Annotated in this window: 20 protein-coding genes; 11 read left to right on the plus strand and 9 right to left on the minus strand. The window is 35.3% G+C overall.

The annotated features are described in order from the left end of the window. Positions 1-138: 138 nt before the first annotated feature. From HCN53_RS06680 to HCN53_RS06700, 5 genes are all read left to right on the plus strand, one after another. Positions 139-504, plus strand: coding sequence for a hypothetical protein (locus HCN53_RS06680; RefSeq protein WP_167342442.1), 366 nt, complete (start codon positions 139-141; stop codon positions 502-504). 112 nt (positions 505-616) lie between these two features. After that, positions 617-1,660: a hypothetical protein gene (locus tag HCN53_RS06685; protein WP_167342443.1), complete on the plus strand. Its 1,044-nt coding sequence runs from the start codon at positions 617-619 to the stop codon at positions 1,658-1,660. 18 nt (positions 1,661-1,678) lie between these two features. Continuing rightward, positions 1,679-2,113 (plus strand): hypothetical protein, encoded by a 435-nt coding sequence (locus HCN53_RS06690; RefSeq protein ID WP_167342444.1) that lies wholly within the window; start codon positions 1,679-1,681, stop codon positions 2,111-2,113. A gap of 340 nt (positions 2,114-2,453) precedes the next feature. Beyond that, positions 2,454-3,689 (plus strand): peptidase T, encoded by a 1,236-nt coding sequence (gene pepT / locus HCN53_RS06695; RefSeq protein WP_167342445.1) that lies wholly within the window; start codon positions 2,454-2,456, stop codon positions 3,687-3,689. Positions 3,690-3,765: 76 nt separating this feature from the next. Beyond that, a complete protein-coding gene (locus HCN53_RS06700; RefSeq protein WP_105019551.1) occupies positions 3,766-4,140 on the plus strand; it encodes a DUF1801 domain-containing protein in 375 nt (124 codons plus the stop codon). A 73-nt stretch (positions 4,141-4,213) separates the two neighbouring features. Here HCN53_RS06700 and yajC read toward each other — a convergent pair whose 3' ends face one another. The 4 genes from yajC to HCN53_RS06720 form a co-directional block, all read right to left on the minus strand. Continuing rightward, positions 4,214-4,507 carry a preprotein translocase subunit YajC gene (yajC, locus tag HCN53_RS06705; RefSeq protein ID WP_042277499.1) on the minus strand — a complete coding sequence of 98 codons (294 nt, stop codon included), beginning with the start codon at positions 4,505-4,507 and terminating at the stop codon, positions 4,214-4,216. 9 nt (positions 4,508-4,516) lie between these two features. Next, positions 4,517-4,984, minus strand: coding sequence for a DUF1573 domain-containing protein (locus HCN53_RS06710; protein ID WP_042277496.1), 468 nt, complete (start codon positions 4,982-4,984; stop codon positions 4,517-4,519). Between the two features lie 95 nt (positions 4,985-5,079). Beyond that, positions 5,080-6,018 carry a transcription antitermination factor NusB gene (nusB, locus tag HCN53_RS06715; protein ID WP_105019553.1) on the minus strand — a complete coding sequence of 313 codons (939 nt, stop codon included), beginning with the start codon at positions 6,016-6,018 and terminating at the stop codon, positions 5,080-5,082. A gap of 153 nt (positions 6,019-6,171) precedes the next feature. Further along, the gene (locus HCN53_RS06720; protein WP_167342446.1) at positions 6,172-7,275 is read right to left on the minus strand and encodes a Glu/Leu/Phe/Val family dehydrogenase; all 1,104 of its coding nucleotides are present in this window, start codon (positions 7,273-7,275) and stop codon (positions 6,172-6,174) included. Between the two features lie 133 nt (positions 7,276-7,408). Between HCN53_RS06720 and HCN53_RS06725 the strand changes: the two genes are divergently transcribed. From HCN53_RS06725 to HCN53_RS06735, 3 genes are all read left to right on the plus strand, one after another. Then, complete coding sequence (locus tag HCN53_RS06725) at positions 7,409-9,163, plus strand: ABC transporter ATP-binding protein (RefSeq protein ID WP_167342447.1); 1,755 nt, start codon at positions 7,409-7,411, stop codon at positions 9,161-9,163. Positions 9,164-9,367: 204 nt separating this feature from the next. Then, a complete protein-coding gene (locus HCN53_RS06730) occupies positions 9,368-9,751 on the plus strand; it encodes a PUR family DNA/RNA-binding protein (RefSeq protein ID WP_060524027.1) in 384 nt (127 codons plus the stop codon). A 78-nt stretch (positions 9,752-9,829) separates the two neighbouring features. Next, entirely contained in the window at positions 9,830-12,370 is a 2,541-nt protein-coding gene (locus HCN53_RS06735; protein WP_167342448.1) for a M14 family metallopeptidase, read from the plus strand. A 69-nt stretch (positions 12,371-12,439) separates the two neighbouring features. Here HCN53_RS06735 and HCN53_RS06740 read toward each other — a convergent pair whose 3' ends face one another. From HCN53_RS06740 to HCN53_RS06750, 3 genes are all read right to left on the minus strand, one after another. Beyond that, on the minus strand, positions 12,440-13,042 hold the full coding sequence (locus tag HCN53_RS06740; protein ID WP_167342449.1) for a M23 family metallopeptidase: 603 nt from the start codon (positions 13,040-13,042) through the stop codon (positions 12,440-12,442). Positions 13,043-13,135: 93 nt separating this feature from the next. Then, entirely contained in the window at positions 13,136-13,471 is a 336-nt protein-coding gene (locus tag HCN53_RS06745) for a tRNA-binding protein (protein WP_167342450.1), read from the minus strand. Then, positions 13,464-13,766: a phosphoribosylpyrophosphate synthetase gene (locus HCN53_RS06750; protein ID WP_105019558.1), complete on the minus strand. Its 303-nt coding sequence runs from the start codon at positions 13,764-13,766 to the stop codon at positions 13,464-13,466. The genes HCN53_RS06745 and HCN53_RS06750 overlap by 8 nt, the downstream gene beginning before the upstream one ends. 208 nt (positions 13,767-13,974) lie before the next feature. On the opposite strand from HCN53_RS06750, the gene HCN53_RS06755 reads away from it, so the two are divergent. Genes HCN53_RS06755 through HCN53_RS06765 form a run of 3 tightly spaced genes read left to right on the plus strand, consistent with a single transcriptional unit; the run spans position 13,975 to position 16,017 of the window. Beyond that, positions 13,975-14,532, plus strand: a complete 558-nt coding sequence (locus tag HCN53_RS06755) for a thioredoxin family protein (protein WP_085775182.1) — start codon at positions 13,975-13,977, stop codon at positions 14,530-14,532. A 51-nt stretch (positions 14,533-14,583) separates the two neighbouring features. Then, positions 14,584-15,525, plus strand: a complete 942-nt coding sequence (lgt, locus tag HCN53_RS06760; protein ID WP_060524018.1) for a prolipoprotein diacylglyceryl transferase — start codon at positions 14,584-14,586, stop codon at positions 15,523-15,525. Positions 15,526-15,531: 6 nt separating this feature from the next. Beyond that, a complete protein-coding gene (locus tag HCN53_RS06765; protein WP_167342451.1) occupies positions 15,532-16,017 on the plus strand; it encodes a DUF192 domain-containing protein in 486 nt (161 codons plus the stop codon). 145 nt (positions 16,018-16,162) lie between these two features. Here HCN53_RS06765 and HCN53_RS06770 read toward each other — a convergent pair whose 3' ends face one another. Both HCN53_RS06770 and secDF read right to left on the minus strand, forming a co-directional pair. Beyond that, a complete protein-coding gene (locus HCN53_RS06770; protein ID WP_167342452.1) occupies positions 16,163-18,838 on the minus strand; it encodes a gliding motility-associated C-terminal domain-containing protein in 2,676 nt (891 codons plus the stop codon). A gap of 182 nt (positions 18,839-19,020) precedes the next feature. Beyond that, entirely contained in the window at positions 19,021-22,059 is a 3,039-nt protein-coding gene (gene secDF, locus HCN53_RS06775) for a protein translocase subunit SecDF (protein WP_105019561.1), read from the minus strand. Positions 22,060-22,143 lie beyond the last annotated feature (84 nt).

Here is a 22,143-nt window from a genome sequence, read left to right on the forward strand (position 1 = left end):
TGATGAGGAGTATCCATTTTTTTTAAATTATTACTAGTTGTAAGTTTCCTGCTTAGCACCATATGTTTAAAAGCACAAGAACCTGTAACGCTATCAATTACTGAAGCACAAGGACTACCGAGTAACGAGATTTATTCCATGGAGGAAGATGCAAAGGGATTTGTATGGCTAGCTACTAATAAAGGTTTGGTGCGTTACGATGGTACAACTTTTCAATCCTATGCACATCCTGAACAAGTAGGATTATCAGTTTTTAATTTATTCGTTGATCAAATGTATAGAGTATGGTGCATGAACTTATCTGGACAGATTTTTTATGCTAAAGATGATGAATTTGTGCTTTTTGCAAATGTCAATGAAGAATTTAAAGGATCACTTGGTGATCTAGTTGCTAATAAGGAAGAACTTGTCGAGAGTTACTTTAAATCTCGCGTGACTATTAATTTAAAAACTAAAGAAAAAAAGTTTCTGATATTCCACAAAATAGTTTTAGCTATGGTCTAGTCGCTCAGCATGATGGAAACATCTTTCAACCTGTGGGAAATATTTTAAGATTATTAAAAATAGTCAGGTTACAAACAAATATCTTTTACCTAGCTCACTTCATGATGAAGCATTGAGACCACACCCTATAAGAACCGTTTTTTCACCTAATGGTAACTTGTATTTAATTCAAGAATTGTTAGGTGAATCGCTCAAGGTATTTATAAGAGAAAATGATGGATGGACTTCTCTAAACACTCCAGCAGATTTCAAAGACGTTAGAATTCAATCCGTTCATGCCCATGATAATCAATTATTTTTTAGTACCAATAAAGGTGTTCTTATCTGTGAGCGCAACGGGAGCGATCTGCTTATAAATCAATCTATCCTTCAGGACTTTTTTACAACTGACACATTTATCGACAATGATCAGAACATTTGGATAAGCACTTTGCACAACGGTCTCATAGTTGTGCCTAACATTCATGTGCGTGAGCACACACTTCCAGCTACTTTGCCTACACGCATTGAAAAGCTTTCTAATGATCACGTTGCAGTAGGTTTTGAGAATGGAAATATAGGAATAGTATCTTCCAAAACTGAAGAAATGGAAGTCATCAAATTCCCTAAATCTACCGCAGTTTCTACATTGTTATATGATAAACAAAACTCAGATCTATTTGTTTTCCAGAAACTATACAACTACAGATATAATCTGGCTACAAGAAAAATCGCCAGACTTAAAAACCAACAAACCACTGTAAAAAAGGCGTCACTAATAGGTACAGATACAATACTATATGCATCTGCCGGTTTTATCGCGGCTCGTTTACTAAAAGAAAATGGGTTTACTAAAAGAGACGAGTTTCTTTTTCAACAAAACATAAGGAGTTACACTGCGCTTCATACCGTCAAAAGTGATCAATCGTATCTGGCATCAATAGAAGGCTTACACATGCTTACTAAAGATTTACAATTAAATCCTATCGCCTTTAAAAACCATCCGATACTTACACGCAATTTAATAGAAGACAACAGTGGAAATGTTTGGGCTGGTAGTTTTAAAAATGGACTTTACAAAATTAATGGTGAAAAAGTAGTAGATCATATAACTACTGATGCAGGATTAGCGTCACAAGTAATCAACGCACTAGCCGTAGATGGTGATTATTTATGAATATGCACAGATAATGTATTGCAACGTTACCATATACCTAGAGGCAGTTTTAACACTTTATATGCAGGTGATGGTATTCCATCATTTTCAATAGTGAATATGACCATGGCTCGAGATTATCTCTACATGAATACTCCATTAAAATTATTCAGCATACAAAAAGAAAAGGTATTTAAACCGCTTTATATTCCTGATTATTACTTTACTGAAGTTCAGATAGACGGAAAAACACAGGAGAAAAGTGACAAGTATATAATTGAAAATAAAAATACGCCTACCACCATTTTCTATAATGTTAATGGTTTGCGAGGTTTGACTAGTGGAAATTTTGAATACCGCATAAAAAATCATACTGAATGGACTGCTCAACCTCAAGGCGCTAATAGCATACAGTTTGCCTCTTTACCTTTGGGTAAATTGACCTTTGAGTTGCGACAACTGGAATTTATCTGATTAAAGTATTTACATCAAATGGTAATAGTGCAACGCAGAACTTGATTAAAAAATAGTACAATTCTCAATTATGTTTTTGTAGTAATTTTCATAATTGAACCATAGAAATCAGGCCAAAAACTGGCCTGATTTTCACCATTTATTGATCATACATAAATTCAAACTATATTTTCATTAAATGACCTATTTCAGTCAGATACAGATAAATTAACTTCAATTAGGTGATTTTTACATCGGGTAGCATAGTAGGGAATGTTGCCCGATTTTATTGTCTATAAATTGTGGTTACTCCACTTTCGCGAAAGCGTGAACACCATTATCTTTACTTAACAAATAAAAAATGATGAATAAAGAAGAAGTTCTAGAGCGATTTTTAAGCTATATAAGCATTGATACCGAAAGTGATGCCTCAAGCCCAACGACACCAAGTACAGATAAACAATGGGACCTTGCTCGTAAATTACATCAAGAGTTGATCGATATGGGAATGAGTGATGTTACAATAGATGAACATGCTTACGTTATGGCTACTTTACCGTCAAATGTCGATCACGAGGTACCAACGATTGGATTCATTTCTCATTTTGACACCACTCCTGATTATACAGGAAAGAATATCAAACCGCAAATAATTGAAAATTATGATGGTGGTGATATTCCTCTTAAAGGAAGCGATCTCATTTTATCTCCAGATTATTTTGAATCTCTTAAAAACTATATAGGTCAAACTATTATTACTACAGACGGTACTACACTTTTAGCAGCAGATGATAAAGCTGGTATAACCGAAATCATGACAGCGGTTAAATATTTAATCGACCATCCAGAAATTAAGCATGGAGCTATCAAAGTAGGTTTTACACCCGATGAAGAGATTGGTCGTGGCGCTCATAAATTTGATGTAGAAAAATTTGGTGCCGATTGGGCCTACACAATGGACGGTAGTCAAGTAGGTGAATTAGAATATGAAAATTTTAATGCCGCTGGCGCCGTAGTGACTTTTCATGGTAAGATTGTTCATCCTGGATATGCCAAAGGCAAAATGATTAATTCTATGTATGTGGCAAGTGAGTTTATTGAATCATTACCCAAATTAGAAACTCCTGAGCATACAGAGGACTATCAAGGTTTTTTCCACCTACATAATATGAAAGGTAGTGTAGAAAAAACCGAATTACATTACATCATACGCGATCACGATAAAGAGCATTTTGAAGCTAGAAAAGACATGCTACTCAAATTGGTAAGCGACCTAAACGAGCAGTACGACAGAGAGGCTGTAAGTATTGAAATCAACGATCAATATTACAACATGCGAGAGAAAGTAGAGCCTGTAATGCATATAGTTGATGTTGCTGAAAAAGCCATGAAAGATTTAGGAATCACTCCACTCATTAAACCCATTAGAGGTGGAACTGATGGATCTCAATTAAGCTACATGGGATTACCATGTCCTAACATTTTTGCCGGTGGACACAACTTTCATGGACCATATGAATATGTTCCTTTAGAAAGCATAGTCAAGGCAACTGAGGTTATTATTAAAATTGCTGAACTAGTCGCCCAGCCTGAATAATTGATTTAATGCGTAGTGAACAAATCCATTGTAATTATGATGGACTTCATATAATCTACATTATAATCCTCTATCAATGAAAACTAAAGTAACTAATACTGCCGAATACATAGAACAATTTCCAAAATGGAAAGAGCAGCTTGAACATGCTGCTATTCTTCTTGAAGAGACTGATCTAGAGGCGTCTATTAAATGGGGCGCACCATGTTATGGTTATGGTAAACGTAATTTAATTGGTTTAGCTGGATTTAAAAATCACTGCGCTATTTGGTTTCATGAAGGTGCGTTATTATCTGATTCTTATAAAGTTTTGGGAAACGCACAACCTGGAAAAACTAAATTCCTAAGAAACATACAATTAAAAGAAGGTGAACAGTTTGATACCGTTATTCTAAAAGAGTATATAAACGAGACTATCCAAATTGCTAAAAGTCAGGACAAACCTAAATAGTAAAATATTTCTACAAAAAGAAAAGCCCTAATGCAAATGCATTAGGGCTTTTTTATGATTTCCTATTTCAAACTTATTTCTTGTCTGATTTAGGTTCGTTTATTTTTTTAGAAAGTTCTGCACTTACAGCAGCACGTTCAAAAGTGATTTTTCCAGCACCTGTTTCAATAACCAAAGTACCTTTTTCCTCATTGATTTGATTCACTTTTCCGTGAATACCACTAGTAGTAACAACCTTGGCTCCTACTTTAAGAGATTCTGTGAATTCCTTTTCAGCCTTACGTTTTTGCGATTGTGGTCTAATTATTAAGAAATAAAAAATCCCAATTACTAATATGTAAGGTGCAAATGCAAGAATTTGATCCATCTAAAATAATTAAGCGTTAGGGCTTGCTTTAGCCTTTGGGTTTACAAAACCTTTGATTCTAATTGACTCAGTACCACTTTCAGTGTTTGCTTTGATGGTAACGGTTTTAGTTTGATTGTTAGGCTTTCCGTTTGTATTAAACTTTACTAGCATACTTCCTTCTTCACCTGGAGCGATAGGCTCTTTTGACCAAGTAGGAACAGTACAACCACAACTACCTTTTGCACTTATTACAACAAGCGGTGCTGTACCTGTATTTTTAAAAGTATACTCATGTTCAACAACAGTTCCTTCTTCTACAGTACCAAAATCATACTCAACCTCGTTGAAAGTCATTACAGGATAATCTGCTGCAACTTCTTTACTAGCTGCTGCTGCAGTTAAATTTGCCTCATCGATCTTAGCCTTAGATTCATTGTTACAACTTGTAAGAGCTACTGCAGCTACTGCTGCAAACATCATTATTACTTTTTTCATTTCAATTAAATTTTAAGTCTAGCAAATGTAATTAAATCCAACCTGAAAGCAAAGTGCGCAACTATAAGATTAACAAAGTTTCAAATACCGTCTTACTACATCAAACCACGACCTACTTTATTGATAAGGTCTTGAGCTGTGAGTTCTTTAAGCAACCTATCTAGAATACCATTTACAAAAGTGCTACTTTTAGGAGTACTGTAATCCTTGGCGATCTCTAGATATTCGTTCAAAGTCACCTTTGTTGGAATACTAGGAAAGTACAAGTATTCTGCCTGGGCCATCATAATAAGTATACTATCGATAGGTGCAATACGTTCCTTATCCCAATTAGGTGTTTTACCTTCTATACGACCTTCTAATTCCTCACTATTAAGGACTGTTTTTCTAAACAAATCCATAGCAAACTTGATATCATCTTGATCCTTAACCAGAACTGGCATTTTAACATCCTTAGATGGCTTTACCTTTCTCAAGAACATGATTATATTACTGTTGACAAGTGGATAGTCATCCATCCAAGTAATATTGATATCCTCCAAATAATCCATGATCTCATCACTAGGAGCGATAAGATTTTCATAGACATTAAGTAGGAATTTTAAATCTCTTTTCAACGACGGCTCTTCCTCCATCGCGTATAAAACAAATTCCTTACTGCTTATAATCTTATCGTATAGATTATGTATGTATTTTGAATCTAGATGCCATGGGTCGATTTTACGTTTTTCTAGGGCATCAACCAGCTCTTGACTTTCTCTAAGCTTAAGTAGAATTTTATTATCAATTAAATGACGACTGGGATTACGTTCAGCATCGGTAGCGATATGACGGTTTTGAGCAAGCTCGTGTTTATCAACTGCGTGCTCATGTAGTTTTACTAAAAGTTGTACCATGTATAGAAACAAGGTATACGTTTGCGTCATACTTGTGTTTAAAAAGGTTTCTAGACTTTTTAATTCATCTGGTTGTTGACGCTGAAATGCAAATACAGCTTGCATCACTTTAATTCGTAGTTGTCTTCTAGTAAGCATAAAGAACGTTTTTTTCCTTTTTAAAGGTTGTTGCTGGTGGTAATCACCATGCGTTTTTATTTATTAAAGATGTCTTATAGGTTCGCTTCCGCGAAAGCGAACAAATTAAAAATAAAGTCCTTCCTATAAGACACCTTAATTCATTTTCAACTATTAAGCTAGTTGTTCTTGTTTTCTAGCATCAATGCGAGCTTGTGCAATTTCAAGCGCAGCTTGATGAGTAGTTACACCAGTCTCGTGAGCTCTATTGAGAATTTCAATAGTAGTAGTGTAAATATTTTCAGTCTTGCGCATGATTTCGGTACGATCATACCCTTCAAGCTCGGCATAGACATTTATAATCCCACCTGCATTGATAAGGAAATCTGGTGCATATAAGATACCACGCTCTTGCAATCTTTTACCGTGTTTTTGCTCATCGGCTAATTGGTTGTTTGCAGCACCAGCAACGATATCACAGTTTAATAGATCAACTGTATCATCATTTACAGTAGCTCCTAATGCACAAGGTGCGTAGATGTCCATTTTCTCAGCATAAAGATTAGTCCCACCATAAATAGTAGCACCATACTTATCTCTAACTTCTTCTAATTTCCCTTGATTAATGTCTGATACGACCACTTTAGCTCCTTCTTGAGTAAGGTATTCTACCAAAGTTTCTCCTACATTACCGATTCCTTGAACATATACCGTTTTATCTTCAAGAATGTCACTACCGTATTTGTATTTTGCAGCAGCCTTCATTCCCATAAAGACACCATAAGCGGTAATTGGACTAGGATTTCCTGCTCCACCTTTATCTTGTGAAATACCTGTTACATATGGAGTGACTTCTCTCACAGTATCCATATCTTCAGTTTCCATACCTACATCCTCTGCAGTAATATACTTACCGCTCAACGAGTGCACAAATTCACCAAAACGGCGCATTAATTCTGGAGTCTTTTGGGTTTTGGCATCACCTATAATTACGGCTTTTCCACCACCTAAATTTAATCCTGTAATGGCACTTTTATATGTCATACCACGTGATAATCGTAGTACATCATTAAGGGCTTCCCATTCGTTTTTGTATTGCCACATTCTAGTTCCTCCTAATGCAGGACCTAAAACTGTGTTATGAATTCCGATAATGGCACGTAATCCAGTATCTTTGTCATTACAAAAAACAATTTGTTCATGATTATTAAAGGAAACCTGTCCAAAAACGGGATCCTGTTGAATCATTTCTTCAACGCTTGTATAGTCTTGTGACATATTGAAATTTTAATTGCCTGTGTTGTTTAGAAAAGGCGTGCAAAAATAACGTGATTTTAGCACATGGACAATATACCAAATGTAAATTACACCCATTTTACAACAGGCCTGTTGTTGGTCACTTTTTTATTACATGAAAGAACTACAAAAGCTCAATAAGCTCTTTGCAAAATACAAATGGCAACTTATAGGTGGAATCCTTGTCACCATTGCCGCCAGACTGTTTTCACTAGTATTACCTCAATACGTAGGTAAAATCATTAACCTACTTAATGATTATGGATCTGGTAAAATTACAGACAAAGAATTTTTAAGAAGTGAATTGTTAATTAACATTGCATGGATAATCGGTGCGACTCTTCTCGCTGCTGGATTAACTTTTGTCATGAGACAACTAATTATAGTTGTATCAAGACACCTAGAATACGACTTAAAAAATCTAGTGTATGAGCAATATCAAAAACTTTCTCTAGGATTTTATAAGCAAAATCGTACCGGTGATTTAATGAACCGTATAAGCGAGGATGTATCCAAGGTAAGAATGTATATGGGACCATCGATAATGTACAGCATTAACATGATCACATTATTTGCAGTAGTTATACCTAGAATGTACTTTACAGCTCCTACCCTAGCGTTGTACACTCTTATACCACTTCCTTTTCTGGCAGTAGCCATCTACGTTATCAGTAGGGAAATCAACAAAAGATCCACGCTAGTACAACAATACCTATCTAATTTAAATACGGTTTCGCAAGAAGCCTTCAGTGGTATTTCTGTAATAAAAGCCTACAATCTATCTGGTCAAATGTTTCAACAATTTGAAGAAATTGCAAATGAAAGTAAAGCAAAAAACATAGACCTAGCACGTGTACAAGCCCTATTTTTTCCATTAATGGTATTATTAATTGGATTGAGTAATATCATGGTCATATATATTGGTGGTAAACAAGTGATCGACGGAGTTATTGATGTAGGGACCATACCCGAATTTCTTATCTATGTAAACATGCTTACATGGCCAGTAGCAGTAGTTGGCTGGGTAACTAATATGATACAACAAGCTGAAGCTTCTCAAAAAAGAATTAATGAATTCCTAGATATTGAACCTGCAATTCAAAATTTACAGCCACAGCGATCGCCAGTAAAAGGAAATATTGAATTTGATCAAGTAAGTTTCACCTATGATGATACTAATATTACTGCACTTAAAGAGGTTTCCTTTAATGTTCCAGCAGGAAAAACACTTGCCATTTTAGGTAAAACGGGTAGCGGTAAATCAACCGTACTAGAACTTTTAGGAAGGTTATACGACATTGAAAAAGGCTCTATAAAAATTGACGAAACTCCTATTAAGGAACTTAATCTGGAGGATTTAAGAGCAGCCATTGGATATGTCCCACAAGACGCATTCTTATTTAGCGACTCAATTAAAAACAACATAGCATTTGGTAAGGTAGATGCAACAGAAGAAGAGATTATAGCAGCAGCAAAAAATGCAGCCGTACACAAAAACATAACCAACTTCACAAAAGGTTACGATACCGTTCTAGGAGAACGAGGAATAACCTTGAGCGGTGGACAAAAACAGCGTGTCTCAATAGCTAGAGCAATTATTAAGAAACCACAAATCTTACTATTTGATGACTGTTTGAGTGCGGTGGATACCGAAACTGAAGAAAAGATTCTAAGCAATTTAAAAAGGGTTACAAAAGACACCACTACAATCATCGTTAGTCACCGTGTAAGCAGCGCTAAAAACGCTGATCTAATTCTCGTACTAGACGACGGTAGAATTATAGAAAAAGGAACGCATCAAGACCTAGTAAACGCACAAGGTTACTATGCTGAATTATTTGAAAATCAAATGTTAGAAAAACAAGATTAAAGCCCAACTAATCTCACTGTACAGGCTACTCGTTTCCCTTTAAAGTTGTTAAAAGATAAATAAGTCTTCTTGTTATTAACATAAATCAACATTAACATCAAAAACAAAGTACTGCTTATCAGTATTTTAGACACTTAAAAAGCATAATGCTTTTGGCTTAAACATTTTTTTATATTTTTGAGCCATAAACCATGAAAAACTCAAATGAGCGATAGAGATTACAAAGAGCAGGAAGATATTTTTTCAAAAGTTGTACGCGCAGGTCGTCGCACGTATTTCTTTGATGTTCGTTCTACTAAAGCAGATGATTATTATTTAACCATCACTGAAAGTAAAAAATTTACCAATGACGACGGTAGCTATCACTTCAAAAAACACAAGATTTATCTTTATAAAGAAGATTTTGCTGAATTCACTGAAACTTTAAATGAGGTTACTAATTTCATAGTTAAAGAAAAAGGTGACGAAGTTATAAGTGAGCGCCATCAATCAGACTATAAAAAGGAAGATGTAGTTGCTGCTCATGATAACGCTGCAGAGCCTAATCACCCTGCAAGTTTTACTAATGTAGAATTTGATGACATATAAAACTTATCGTCTTAAATATATCTTAAAGCCTTTCCCTACGGAAGGCTTTTTTTATTTTTAAAAAAATTTCCCATTCACATGAAAATTACTCGCCATATACTAGTTATCTTAAGCTGTGTTTTTAGTATCGCTTTCGCGAAAGCGCAATCAAATCCTACACTAGTCAACCCAACCTTAGATTATTACTTACCCCAAGACATCTCTTATGATTCCAAAATCTCTAAACCACAAGACGTTTTAGGATATGTTCCAGGTAAGTGGCATGTGACACACGACAAACTTGTAGAATACATGCGTGTACTAGCCCAACAATCAGATAGAATTACCATAGAAAATCGAGGTTATACTTTTGAGGACAGACCTTTATTGCTACTTACAATAACGTCTCCTGAAAATCATGCTAACCTAGACACTATTCAAAAAGAACACCTAGCTCTTTCCAACAGCAATGAAGCAGATGTAAGCAACATGCCGATTGTAGTCTACCAAGGTTTTTCTATACATGGTAACGAAGCTAGTGGATCAAATGCAGCTTTACTACTAGCTTATTATCTAGCAGCTGCACAAGGTGATGAAATAAACAACCTCCTAAAAAACACGGTTATTTTATTTGACCCAAGTTTTAACCCAGATGGCTTACAACGTTTTGCAGGTTGGGTAAATCAACACAAAAATAAAAATGTAACTCCTGATGGGTATGATAGAGAATACAGTGAAGCATGGCCAGGTGGACGTACTAATCATTATTGGTTTGATATGAACCGTGACTGGTTACCAGTTCAACTTCCAGAATCACAAGCCCGTATTGAAACTTTTCACAACTGGATGCCCAACATTCTTACCGACCATCATGAAATGGGTACCAATGCTACTTTCTTTTTTCAACCGGGAATTCCATCGCGCACGCACCCATTAACACCTGCAATGAATCAGCAATTAACTCGTGAAATAGGAAACTATCACGCTGCCGAGTTAGACAAGATAGGATCCTTGTATTATACTGAAGAAAGCTATGACGACTTTTATTATGGTAAAGGCTCTACTTTTCCAGATATCAACGGTTCTATAGGTATACTATTTGAACAAGCGAGTTCTCGCGGTCACGCTCAAAATAGTGATAATGGTGTACTCACTTTTCCATTCACTATACGCAATCAATACACGGCTGGAATTAGTACGTTGAAAGCAGCAGTAAGTATGCGAGAAAAAATTCTAGATTACCATCAAGATTTTTATAGCAATGCTCGCAAAGAAGTTGGCAAAGGGAAATTTGGTATGGGAAAATCAATAATTTTTGGAGATCACACTGATGCTGGTAGGACTGATGCTCTTGCTGAAATACTGAAAAGACATAAAATCAAAGTTGACAGATATTTAGGAGAACAAACCATTGATGGAAAAACTTTTAAAGAAGGTTATGCATATGTAATTCCAAAAAATCAGAAAAATAGCCGTTTGATTAATGCAATGTTTGAAAAGCGCACTCAATTTCAAGATAGTTTATTCTATGACATTAGCGCTTGGACATTCCCATTAGCTTTTGATATGGATTACGTTGAATCAGATTACGTTCAACAAGCGCGTTCAGCAGGCGCAAATGCTAAAGTTAACATACGGTCAAAATATGCCTACGCCTACCTAATGCCATGGAATGAGTACAAGACCCCAAAGGTTCTTAACTCTCTTTTATCAAAAGGTATTCGGTCAAAAGTTGCTATGGAACCGTTTTCTATTGAAGGACGTGATTATGATTATGGAACAATTTTAATTCCAGTGCAAAATCAATCATTGAGTAAAACTGCTCTAGCTGAGTTATTGTTTGAATTACAACAAGATAATAAAGTAGACATATACCCAGTTCAATCTGGCTTAACTACAGGAATTGATTTAGGCTCACGTCAATTCAGAGCGCTTAAACTACCTAAAGTTGCTTTATTAATAGGCGATGGTATAAATCCATACGATGCAGGAGAGATATGGCATCTGTTTGATCAACGCTATGACATCCCTTTAACTAAGATCGACATCAATGACCTTAATCGTAGAGACTTATCTAAATACAACACCATTATCGTTCCTAATACCTACGGTAGTCCAGAAAATGAGGTGATCGACCAATTAAAGGCATGGACTCGTGACGGAGGAACGCTTATCGGTTATAGAAGTGCCTTAAGATGGATGAGTAGTTCAAAAATGTTACCTCTTGAATTTAGATCAACAGAGAACCCAGCAGAAAATATTTCTTTTGAACAGCGATCTGCTTTCTATGGTGCGCAAAATATAGGTGGTGCTATTTTTGAAACGAAATTAGATCGTTCACATCCTATTGCTTTCGGTTTTAAAGATGATCAGTTACCTATGTTTCGCAATACCAGATTATTCATAGAACCGCATAAAGATTCTTTTAGAAACCCTATTACTTACACCAATTCACCGTTAATGAGTGGTTATATAAGTGATATTAATCTAGAAGCATTGAAAAATAGTGTTCCATTTAGACATAATAATTATGGCCGTGGTGATGTAATTGGTTTTACAGACAATACTCAATTCAGGGCATTTTGGTATGGTACAAATAAATTACTAATGAACGCTATATTCTTTGCAGAACAGATGTAGTAAAATCTAAATCAAAAAAAATATCCTTATTCATAAACGTCTAGTGAATAAGGATATTTTTATTAATTCTTATCTGTGGCCTTTTATAAATTCGGTAGGGTTCAAATAGCCTTCACTATTTGATGAATAGCCATCCCCTATTCCCATATTTAAGCTGTCACGTATCTCAAAATGAAGGTGCGCTTTATACAATCCATTTACATTACCTATGGTACCTATTTGCTCGCCTTTTTTAACGATATCATTTCTATTTACCATCATTCTTCTACAGTGAGCATATAAAGATTCTATTATCGCTCCATTCTTAAGCCTGTGCTTAATAACAATAACATTTCCCCAACCACCTGAATAATCCTTTGCCACAACCACTTGACCGTTTCCTATGGCAAAAATAGGATCGCCTAGATCAGAATTACCACCAGTGACGGCATTCCAATCATCTCCTAAGTGATAATTCTCTCCAAAAGGTTGAGCATTATAATAACCAATTGCGTCAGGTTTCCCAACTGGATAATCAAAATGAAAAGCTACAGGAATACTATCATCTAATACAAGCTGTTTATTATTAAATAAAGTGTCCTGTTTTCTTGTGACTTCTTTAGAAGAAATGTTGCTTTCCTTACAAGAAGAGAAAACAATCAAAACTCCAAAAACTAATGGCTGTAATTTCATGGTTTAGAGCACCTGGTTTTATTTTTATAGTATTTTTTGCTCAACCTCAATTGTAAAAAATTAATAATCCTTGCAATAACACGGTAATCACTTCTATCCTATTCTATCACCATTTTTTGCATGAGCACCTGGTTGAAGTAATATTACATCTTTATCAACTCCTACTACTCCTAGCACTAGACATTCACTCATAAAATTTGCGATTTGTTTAGGCGGGAAATTCACAACGGCAATCACTTGTTTACCAATGAGCTCCTGTAATTTGTAACGATTTGTAATTTGAGCACTGGTTTTTTTTACTCCTAAATCACCAAAATCTATATACAACTTATAAGCTGGGTTACGAACTTCTGGAAAAGGCTGCGCATCTATAATAGTACCTACACGCATATCCACCTTTTCAAATTCAGACCAAGTAAGCTTATTCATTCATTCTTAATTTTTCAATCATTTCACGAGAGATTTCGATGTCTGCGCCATAAGCATCTAATAATATACCTTTTTGATCATCCTTTGTTTCAATGGCGTATAAAATCATGTTATCTCCAGGATTAGTCATTCCTTCAAAACGATGAAACTCCACTACTTCTAATTCACCAGCTTTCCACTCTTTTTTAAGTTCTTTACTATGAACACCATCTTCTACAAGATCAAAATCTATTGAAAATCCTCTGTCTTTTAAGTCCTGTGTAGCTTCAACTACGGTATCGTATGATTTTTTCATTTTTATTTTCAAGATAATAATGTTCTAGGACAAGCCCGAGGGATTTAATAGGGTTTTAAGATATGAGATAACAATTCTGTTTAAATGATTAACATTCACCATTAAATTTGTAAACAAATATTAATAAATTACTTTAAAGATTGTAGTTATTCCGCTTTCGCGAAAGCGTAACAAACCGACATACTTTACTACTTATAAATAAAAACAAATGGCTCTTACACCTTCTAACATGTTACCACTGGGCACAAAAGCACCAGATTTCTTTTTATTAGACACGGTAACTGAAAATCACATGAATTTTACAGACATAAAAGGAGAATACGGGACTGTTGTCATGTTCATTTGTAATCATTGTCCTTTTGTAATCCATGTAAATGATGAGTTAGTTCGTGTGGCAAATGATTACCGTGTTGCTGGTTTTGGTTTTGTAGCGATTTCTAGCAACGATATAGAAAACTATCCACAGGATGGTCCTAATTTTATGAAAGAAGTTGCAGATCGAGAAAACTATCCTTTCCCTTACTTGTATGATGAAACGCAAGAGGTAGCTCGTAATTATGACGCTGCTTGCACTCCTGACATTTATGTATTTGACCGAAATGAAAAGCTTGTATACCGTGGACAATTAGATGATTCAAGACCAGGGAACGGCATACCACTTACTGGCAGATCATTGCGAGAAGCTCTAGATGCTCTACTAGGTAACAAAGTGGTTTCACCAGAGCAAAAACCTAGTATAGGTTGTAATATCAAATGGAAGAAATAAGATCATTAAATTAAGAGGATTACCTTAACTTAGTCCCAGAAAATATTCTACATGCAATCATTATACATAGTCTGGAATCCACTTGAAGGAATAGATTTAGGATTTTTTAAATTACATTTTTATAGCTTAAGTTATGTTATTGCCTTTATTCTAGGCTGGTATATTATTAAACCTATTTTTAAAAGAGAGGAACTATCCACTGAAAAGCTGGACCCATTATTTATGTATACAGTAATAGGTTGTATTGTGGGTGCTCGGTTTGGCCATTTTTTATTTTATGAACCAAAGGTGTTTTTCAATGACTTTTTACATGTAATTCTACCTTTTAGGTTTGAACCTGAATTTGAGTTCACAGGTTTCATGGGAATGGCTAGTCATGGTGCTGCACTAGGAATTATCATTGCCATGTACTTTTATAGTCGCAAACATCTAAATCGTAAAACGCCTTTTTGGATTTTGGATCGTATTGTAATACCTACGGCAATTGGTGGAACTTTTGTGAGATTAGGTAATTTATTTAATAGTGAAATAAATGGTGATGTAACCAATGGTTTTGGATTCAAATTTGTAAGAGAGAGCACCGATAAGATGAACTCATTGTTACAGCAAACTCAAATTCCAGACAGAGATAAAGCTATTGACGAGTTGGTGAACAACCCACAATTTGCAACATTATTGGAACAAGTTCCCGTGAAACATCCTGCGCAGCTGTATGAGGCTATTTGTTATGTTTTCGTATTTATAATTTTGTACTTTACTTATTGGAAAACAGACAAAAGGAATAAACAAGGATATCTTCTAGGAATGTTCTTTGTACTACTATTTACAGTAAGATTCTTTATAGAGTATATTAAAGAGGAGCAAACAAGTCATGATGGTTGGGAAATGTTTGGAATATTTTTAAACAATGGACAGCTTTTAAGCATTCCTTTTATCCTTATTGGTTTATACTTAATGTTCAGACCACAGCAAACACTGGTTAAGGATAGATAGATATTGATGAAAAAGACCAAAATCTTCCTGAGTGCAATGTTATTTTGTATGATAGGTTGTAAAAAACCATTTAATCAACAGTTTTCTGAAGAAGATTTAACATTCAAATACCAAGCAAAGGCGTATATAATTGATCAAAATACGTTAGATACTTTGAGCTCTATAAAGCTTCAAATAGCAGAAACTGACCTTCAAATCGCCAAAGGTTTGATGTGGCGTGATAGTTTGTTGCCTAATCAAGGTATGCTATTTTTATTAAAGCACAACTATCAAGCGGGATTCTATATGAAAAATACGTCCATTCCTTTGGACATAGTTTATGTAGATTCGACCAATTCAATTACGCAGATATATGAGAATACTACACCCTATTCTGATTCTATTCATCAAAGCTATTATGTAATTGATAAGGTAATTGAAGTTCCTGCTGGAACGACCTCTAAAAATGACTGGAAGGCCGGAGATCACCTTATATACAATCGTATTAAATAGTCAATACTAACTAAGTAATTATAGTTGACGTCCTATCAAACGCAATCATTCAATTCTAGTCAATAAAAAAAACCTCTTTGATTTGATTCAAAGAGGTTTTTTATGAGAGACTAAAGACAGTTTAAAATCTATCTATAGATAAAGTTTAATAATTAATGTACAACCATCTAGCTACATCTTCAACTTCGCTATCATTAAATTGAATCGTATAGAAGTAAGTACCTACAGGTAATAAACCATCACCTGCAAGCGGTCCTTTATTAGGTATACCTGCAAACTCCTGGTAGTTTTGAGCTCTAGTTTCATAAATAACCGTACCATAACGGTTAAAGACCTTAAGTTCAAAATTTGTAAACTGTTCAATATTTGGTATAACAAAAGTGTCATTTATAGTATCTCCATTTGGAGAGAAACCTTCTGGTAAAATCACCTCACATGTCTCAACTTCTACATCAAAGGTTGATACATTGAAGCATCCTGTATTAGCATCTGTTAATCTAGCGTATATAGTAGATCCATCATTGATATCATCTGTATCTGATAATGATCCTGATCCTGCTTCGGCATCCGTTATAGAAAGGTGATAAGTAACAGAATAATTAGCAGGGCTTAAACCATTTAAAATTGCATTATCTTGAGCTGATAATACAAATGCAGTTCTTAAGTCCAGTGGCGCATTATCACACTCTGTAAGATCAGACGCTGTTCCTATATTCGGCAAATCAAGAACAACTAGATCGAACGTACCTGTTGCATAACAATCTTGATCCTGTGCGTTAGAAACTCTTACGTAAATTGTTTCTGGATTTGAAACATTATCATAAGATTGTGGCGTTGTGATAGCATTGGTATTTGCGTCAGCATCAGCTTGAGTATTAAAATAAGAAACTACATAATCAGCAGGATCTTGAGAACCTAGAATACCAGCTTCTTGACTTGTTAAATCAAAATTTTCAATACCATCTGCCGATAGGTCATCACATGCCTCAAGGTCATTTACTGAATTAAATGCTGATGTGTTATAGGTAACATCAAGTGTCTCTGTATTAAAACAACCAGAAGTATTATCAGTTATTCTCACAAAAACAGTTTCGTTTGTTGTCACATCATAAGCCGTACTATTTAAAATAGGATTAGAATCGGCATCTGCATCGGCTTGTGAATTATAAAAAGTCACATCATACAAAGTTGCATCAAGCCCATTAAGGACATCTGTATTTCTTACAGTAAGATCAACAGTTGCAGCACCAGAGGATTGACAAACTATAATATCATTAGGAGTAGTCGACGTAATTTCAGGAGCAACATCTATACAAATAGTTTCTGTATAAGTACATCCGAAATCATCTGTAAAATCAATACTGTAACAATTTTGTCCGGCAACGCTAGGCGTTACTGTAATATCATTTCCTGTTTGAGCAGTGATATCTGCATTGGTTTGCCATTCAGTAAGTACCTCAGAAGGCTCATAACTTCCTGCAGCTGGAATAATGGCAGGATTAAAGTTAATTCCCCATTCAAAAATATATCCATTATCAATAGATAAATTATCTACAATATCTAGGCACCACAGACCATTAAGAGGAGTACCTATAAAGTTAGAGAATGGATCCTCTGGAGAGTAACTACCAGCAGGCATAGGAGTTCCAAATGCAACTGGTCCAGTTGATTGATCCAAAGTTTGAGTTGCAGCTTCAGTGAACGTATAAACAAAACCTACACCTGGAGTGGTAGTACCATCGTCTAAAGCATTACCTAGATAACGTCCACCACCAGAATTCGGAAAAGTTAAAAACTTTACTTGAGATCCATTTGGAGCCGTCAAAGTAATATCTAAATCACCCATGTAGGAGTGCTCAATATCTATAAATACATTAACTAAATCACTAGCGCTTGCAAATGTAGAACCTGCAGGAAATCCTGAAACATCAATACAAGTTTGATAGGCTACACCGCTTCCGTCCGGAAGAAAAGTCTGTCCCGTTATTGGAGGAGCAACATCAGCAAAAAATTGAGTTGTAGATACGTTACCAGTTATAGTCGTGGACTCTCCAAAACAAAGGGAAGTATCTGCAGCTACAACACCAGAAAAATCAGGTGTAGTACTTACTATTACAGTTGCATCGATAGTTTGTCTATCACGACAGCCTAATTGATCAAACGCAACATAATCAATCTCATAAATTCCAGGTGAATTATATACCTCTGAAGCAGATTGACCAGAAACTACAGTTCCATCTGCAAGTCTGAATTCATAGGTAGCTCCAGTACTATCTTGACTGAATTGTGTAGTCCCAGTAAAAGATACCGTATCACCTTGACATACTCTAATAATACCGTCACCGTCTGGCGCAGGTGTAGAAGTAACGGTGTTACTAATAGATTGACAGTTAGTTACACACTGAATAGTACCTTCCCATCCGGGAGCTGTGTTGGATGAATCGGATATAAATCTAAAAGTTAAACAACCTGATGGATTTGTTGCAGGTGGTGAAGCAATCACCGTACCTGGCGAATTAGTACCTAAAAACACCCCAATAATTGGACTTGTAGCGGTGTCTCCATCATAAATGATAAGTAAATCTCCTGAGGCTAAATCAAAAGAATTAAAGGATACTTGAATAGCGTCCAATGGAAATGGAGAACATATTGTTGTTACAAAGGATTCTCCGTTAGAATAATTACCTGTTAAATCACCAGAATCGGTAAAACTTCCGGAACAGGAAGTGTAATTAGCATCATTCATTATAAAGGTGTTCTGAGCACTTACCCCAACGCTTATAAATAAAAATGCAAGAATAGTTAAGATGTTAAGTTTCATAGGTTTTGGTTTACTATGTATTGAAACTGCAAATTAATCATTTTGTCGCATTTATTTAGTAATTTTTCTAAATTGAATTAACATAATATTTACAACGATCAGTTATACTATTGAACTGATCATATAAAGAAAAAAGCCTCTTAAATAATTAAGAGGCTTTTCTTACTATTATCTAATTGAATTTATTCTTCATCCTTTTTATCGGCTTCAATTTTACCATTTGATTTTTTGATTGTGTCATACATTACTGGAGTCGCAATGAAAACAGAAGAATATGTACCTACAACCACACCTACAATTAAAGCAAACATAAATCCTCTAATAGACTCACCACCGAAAGTAAAAATAGCAAGCAGTACAATTAAAGTAGTTAACGAGGTATTCAATGTACGAGATATAGTACTACTAATCGCTCTATTCACCGTTTCACCAAATGCCATTCCAGTTCTTTCATTGATAAATTCCCTAATTCTATCAAATACTACAACCGTATCATTAAGTGAGTAACCAATTACCGTAAGAATAGCTGCAATAAATGCTTGATCGATCTCCATATTGAAAGGTAAAACTTTGTACAACGCAGAGAATACACCAAGAACTATAGCCACATCGTGGAAAACAGCAACAACAGCTCCTAAAGAGAATTGCCACCTCTTAAAACGTATTAGAATATATAAGAATACAACTGCCAATGAACCTAGAATCGCATAGATAGATCCTTTAAGGATATCATCGGCGATAGTAGGACCTACCTGGAAGTTAGACATAATTCCTGATGTTTTTACTTCAGAACCTACATCTGCAAATTGCGCTTGAGTCATATCAGCCGGTAAGAAATCTTTAAGAGCCACATACAACTTGTTTTCAATCTCATCACTTATAACACTGTCGTCTTGATCAATACCATATTTTGTACTGATTTTAAGCTGATTTGCATCACCATAAGTTTTAGCCTCGGCAGAACCTAAGAAATCCTCTGAGCTTAATATTTTAGTAATCTCAGTAGCATTTACTTCTTGATCAAATCGAACGACATACGTACGACCACCTGAGAAATCAATTCCTAAGTTTAATTTGTTGATTGCCAAAGAAGCAATAGAACCTATAACAACCACCAAAGAAATTAAATAAGCTACCTTTCTCTTCTTCAAGAAGTCAATATTTACATTTCTAAACCAATTCTTTGTTACACCAGATGCAAACGTTAACGTTTTACCGTTCTTAACGTAACCATCAACAAATAATCTAGTAATAAATACCGCTGTAAATAGCGAAGTAAGAATACCAATCATTAAGGTAGTTGCAAATCCTTGAATAGGACCTGTTCCAAAAATGTAAAGTATGATAGCGGTTAACAATGTAGTAATGTTCGCATCTAAAATGGAACTTAATGCATTATTAAATCCATCTTTAATACTATCGGCTTGTGATTTACCCTTAGCAAGTTCTTCACGTATACGTTCAAATATAAGTACGTTAGCATCAACCGAAATACCAATTGTAAGTACGATACCGGCGATACCAGGTAAAGTAAGAACTGCTTTTAAAGATGCTAATGCTCCAAATATGAATAAGATGTTTACCACAAGTGCTATATCTGCATACAAACCTGCTCTACCATAGTAGAAGAACATCCATATAAGAACTAAAACAAGTGCCAGTGCAAATGACATTAAACCACTATCAATAGCTTCTTGACCTAATGATGGTCCAATTACATCACTTTGAATAATTTCTGCTTTTGCAGGTAATTTACCAGCTCTTAAAACTGTAGCAAGATCTTTAGCCTCTTGAACAGTAAAGCTTCCTGAAATTTGAGTACTTCCACCAGAGATTGGACCTGTTGTTACACTAGGCGCGCTGTAAACGGTGTTGTCTAAAACAACCGCAACTTGTGAACGATTGTTAAAGGCATATCCAGTCATTTCTTCCCAAACCTTTGACCCTTCGCCGTTCATCGTCATACTCACGATCACTTTTGCACCAAGATCATAATCCTGTTTAGCATCGGTTATAACACCACCTGCAAGTGGCGCTTCATCTTCTGCGTTACCAACAAGAGCAAATAAATCTGATACTTCAAATCCTAGATTTTCATCAAGGGTAGGTAAAGTAAAAGCAAATTTTGCATTACGAGTTTCAGGAGAAAGTCTCGCTCTTGATTGAGGATCATTTAAATAATCTAAAATAAGATCAATATCGCTTGCGCGGAAAACTCCTAAACCACCAATAAATGATGGACGAACTAACCTTCCTAAAATTGGATTTTCGTCTAAATTAGTTTCTGCTACCTCTTCGCTTGTCTCATCATCACCATCTAAAAGTGCACTTAAGTCAGCAGGATCTTCTTCTTCAACAACTGTTGAATCTCCAGCAACAGCATCAGCCTCAACTACATTACTAGTAGCCGCTAATTTTTCCTTCCAATAATTATTAGAAGCAACAATATAATCACTAATCTCACCTTGCTTGTAAACATGCCAAAATTCTAACTGAGCAGCCTTAGTAAGAATATCTTTAATACGTTTTACATCAGTTTCTCCTGGCAATTCGATTAATACTCGACCCGATGTCCCTAGTTGTTGAATATTTGGTTGAGTAGTACCAAATTGGTCAATACGTTTTCTAATTACATCAAGAGCACTAGTTAAATAGTCTTTTAATTCCTCTTTAAGCACAGCAGCTACATCTGCATTAGAAGATTGAAAATCAATTTCAAATGCATCTTCCATTTCTGGCGTTCCAAAAATATCTGGAGACGCTAGTTGAGCTCCTTCAATCTTATTAAATTCTTCCAGGAAATAGTTAATGTAGTCATCTTGTCCATCCTTAATACGCTCGTCTGCAGCAGCAAGAGCTTTTCTAAATGCAGGGTCATTTGACTCATCTGCCATTCCGATAAGAATGTCTTTTACTGAAATTTGAAGAATTACGTTAATACCACCTTTTAAATCCAGACCTTTTTTAAGCTCTTGCTTTTTGGCACTTTCATAATCGGTATAACCACCCCAAACGTCTTTTTTTGCTACTGAATCTAAGTAACTTTTTACTGCTTCGCTTTTAAGTTGTGATTTGTTCTCAGCATCTGCTGGAACTACGGTAGCTGCGTATGCTTCTGCATCGTCTTCTACCTTGTTTGTAATAAATGTGTAGGTAAGTTGGTAAATACTTACTACAGCAAAAATGATCGCAAAAAATCTGATCAATCCTTTGTTTTGCATGATTTCTATAAATTAATTGATAATTGGTAACAGATTTTAATCTGTTAAGTGATGGTAAGAATAAACTATTACTACCATCATCGT

Origin of the sequence: Nonlabens sp. SY33080 (genome assembly GCF_011784885.1) — a bacterium.
Taxonomy (GTDB): domain Bacteria; phylum Bacteroidota; class Bacteroidia; order Flavobacteriales; family Flavobacteriaceae; genus Nonlabens; species Nonlabens tegetincola.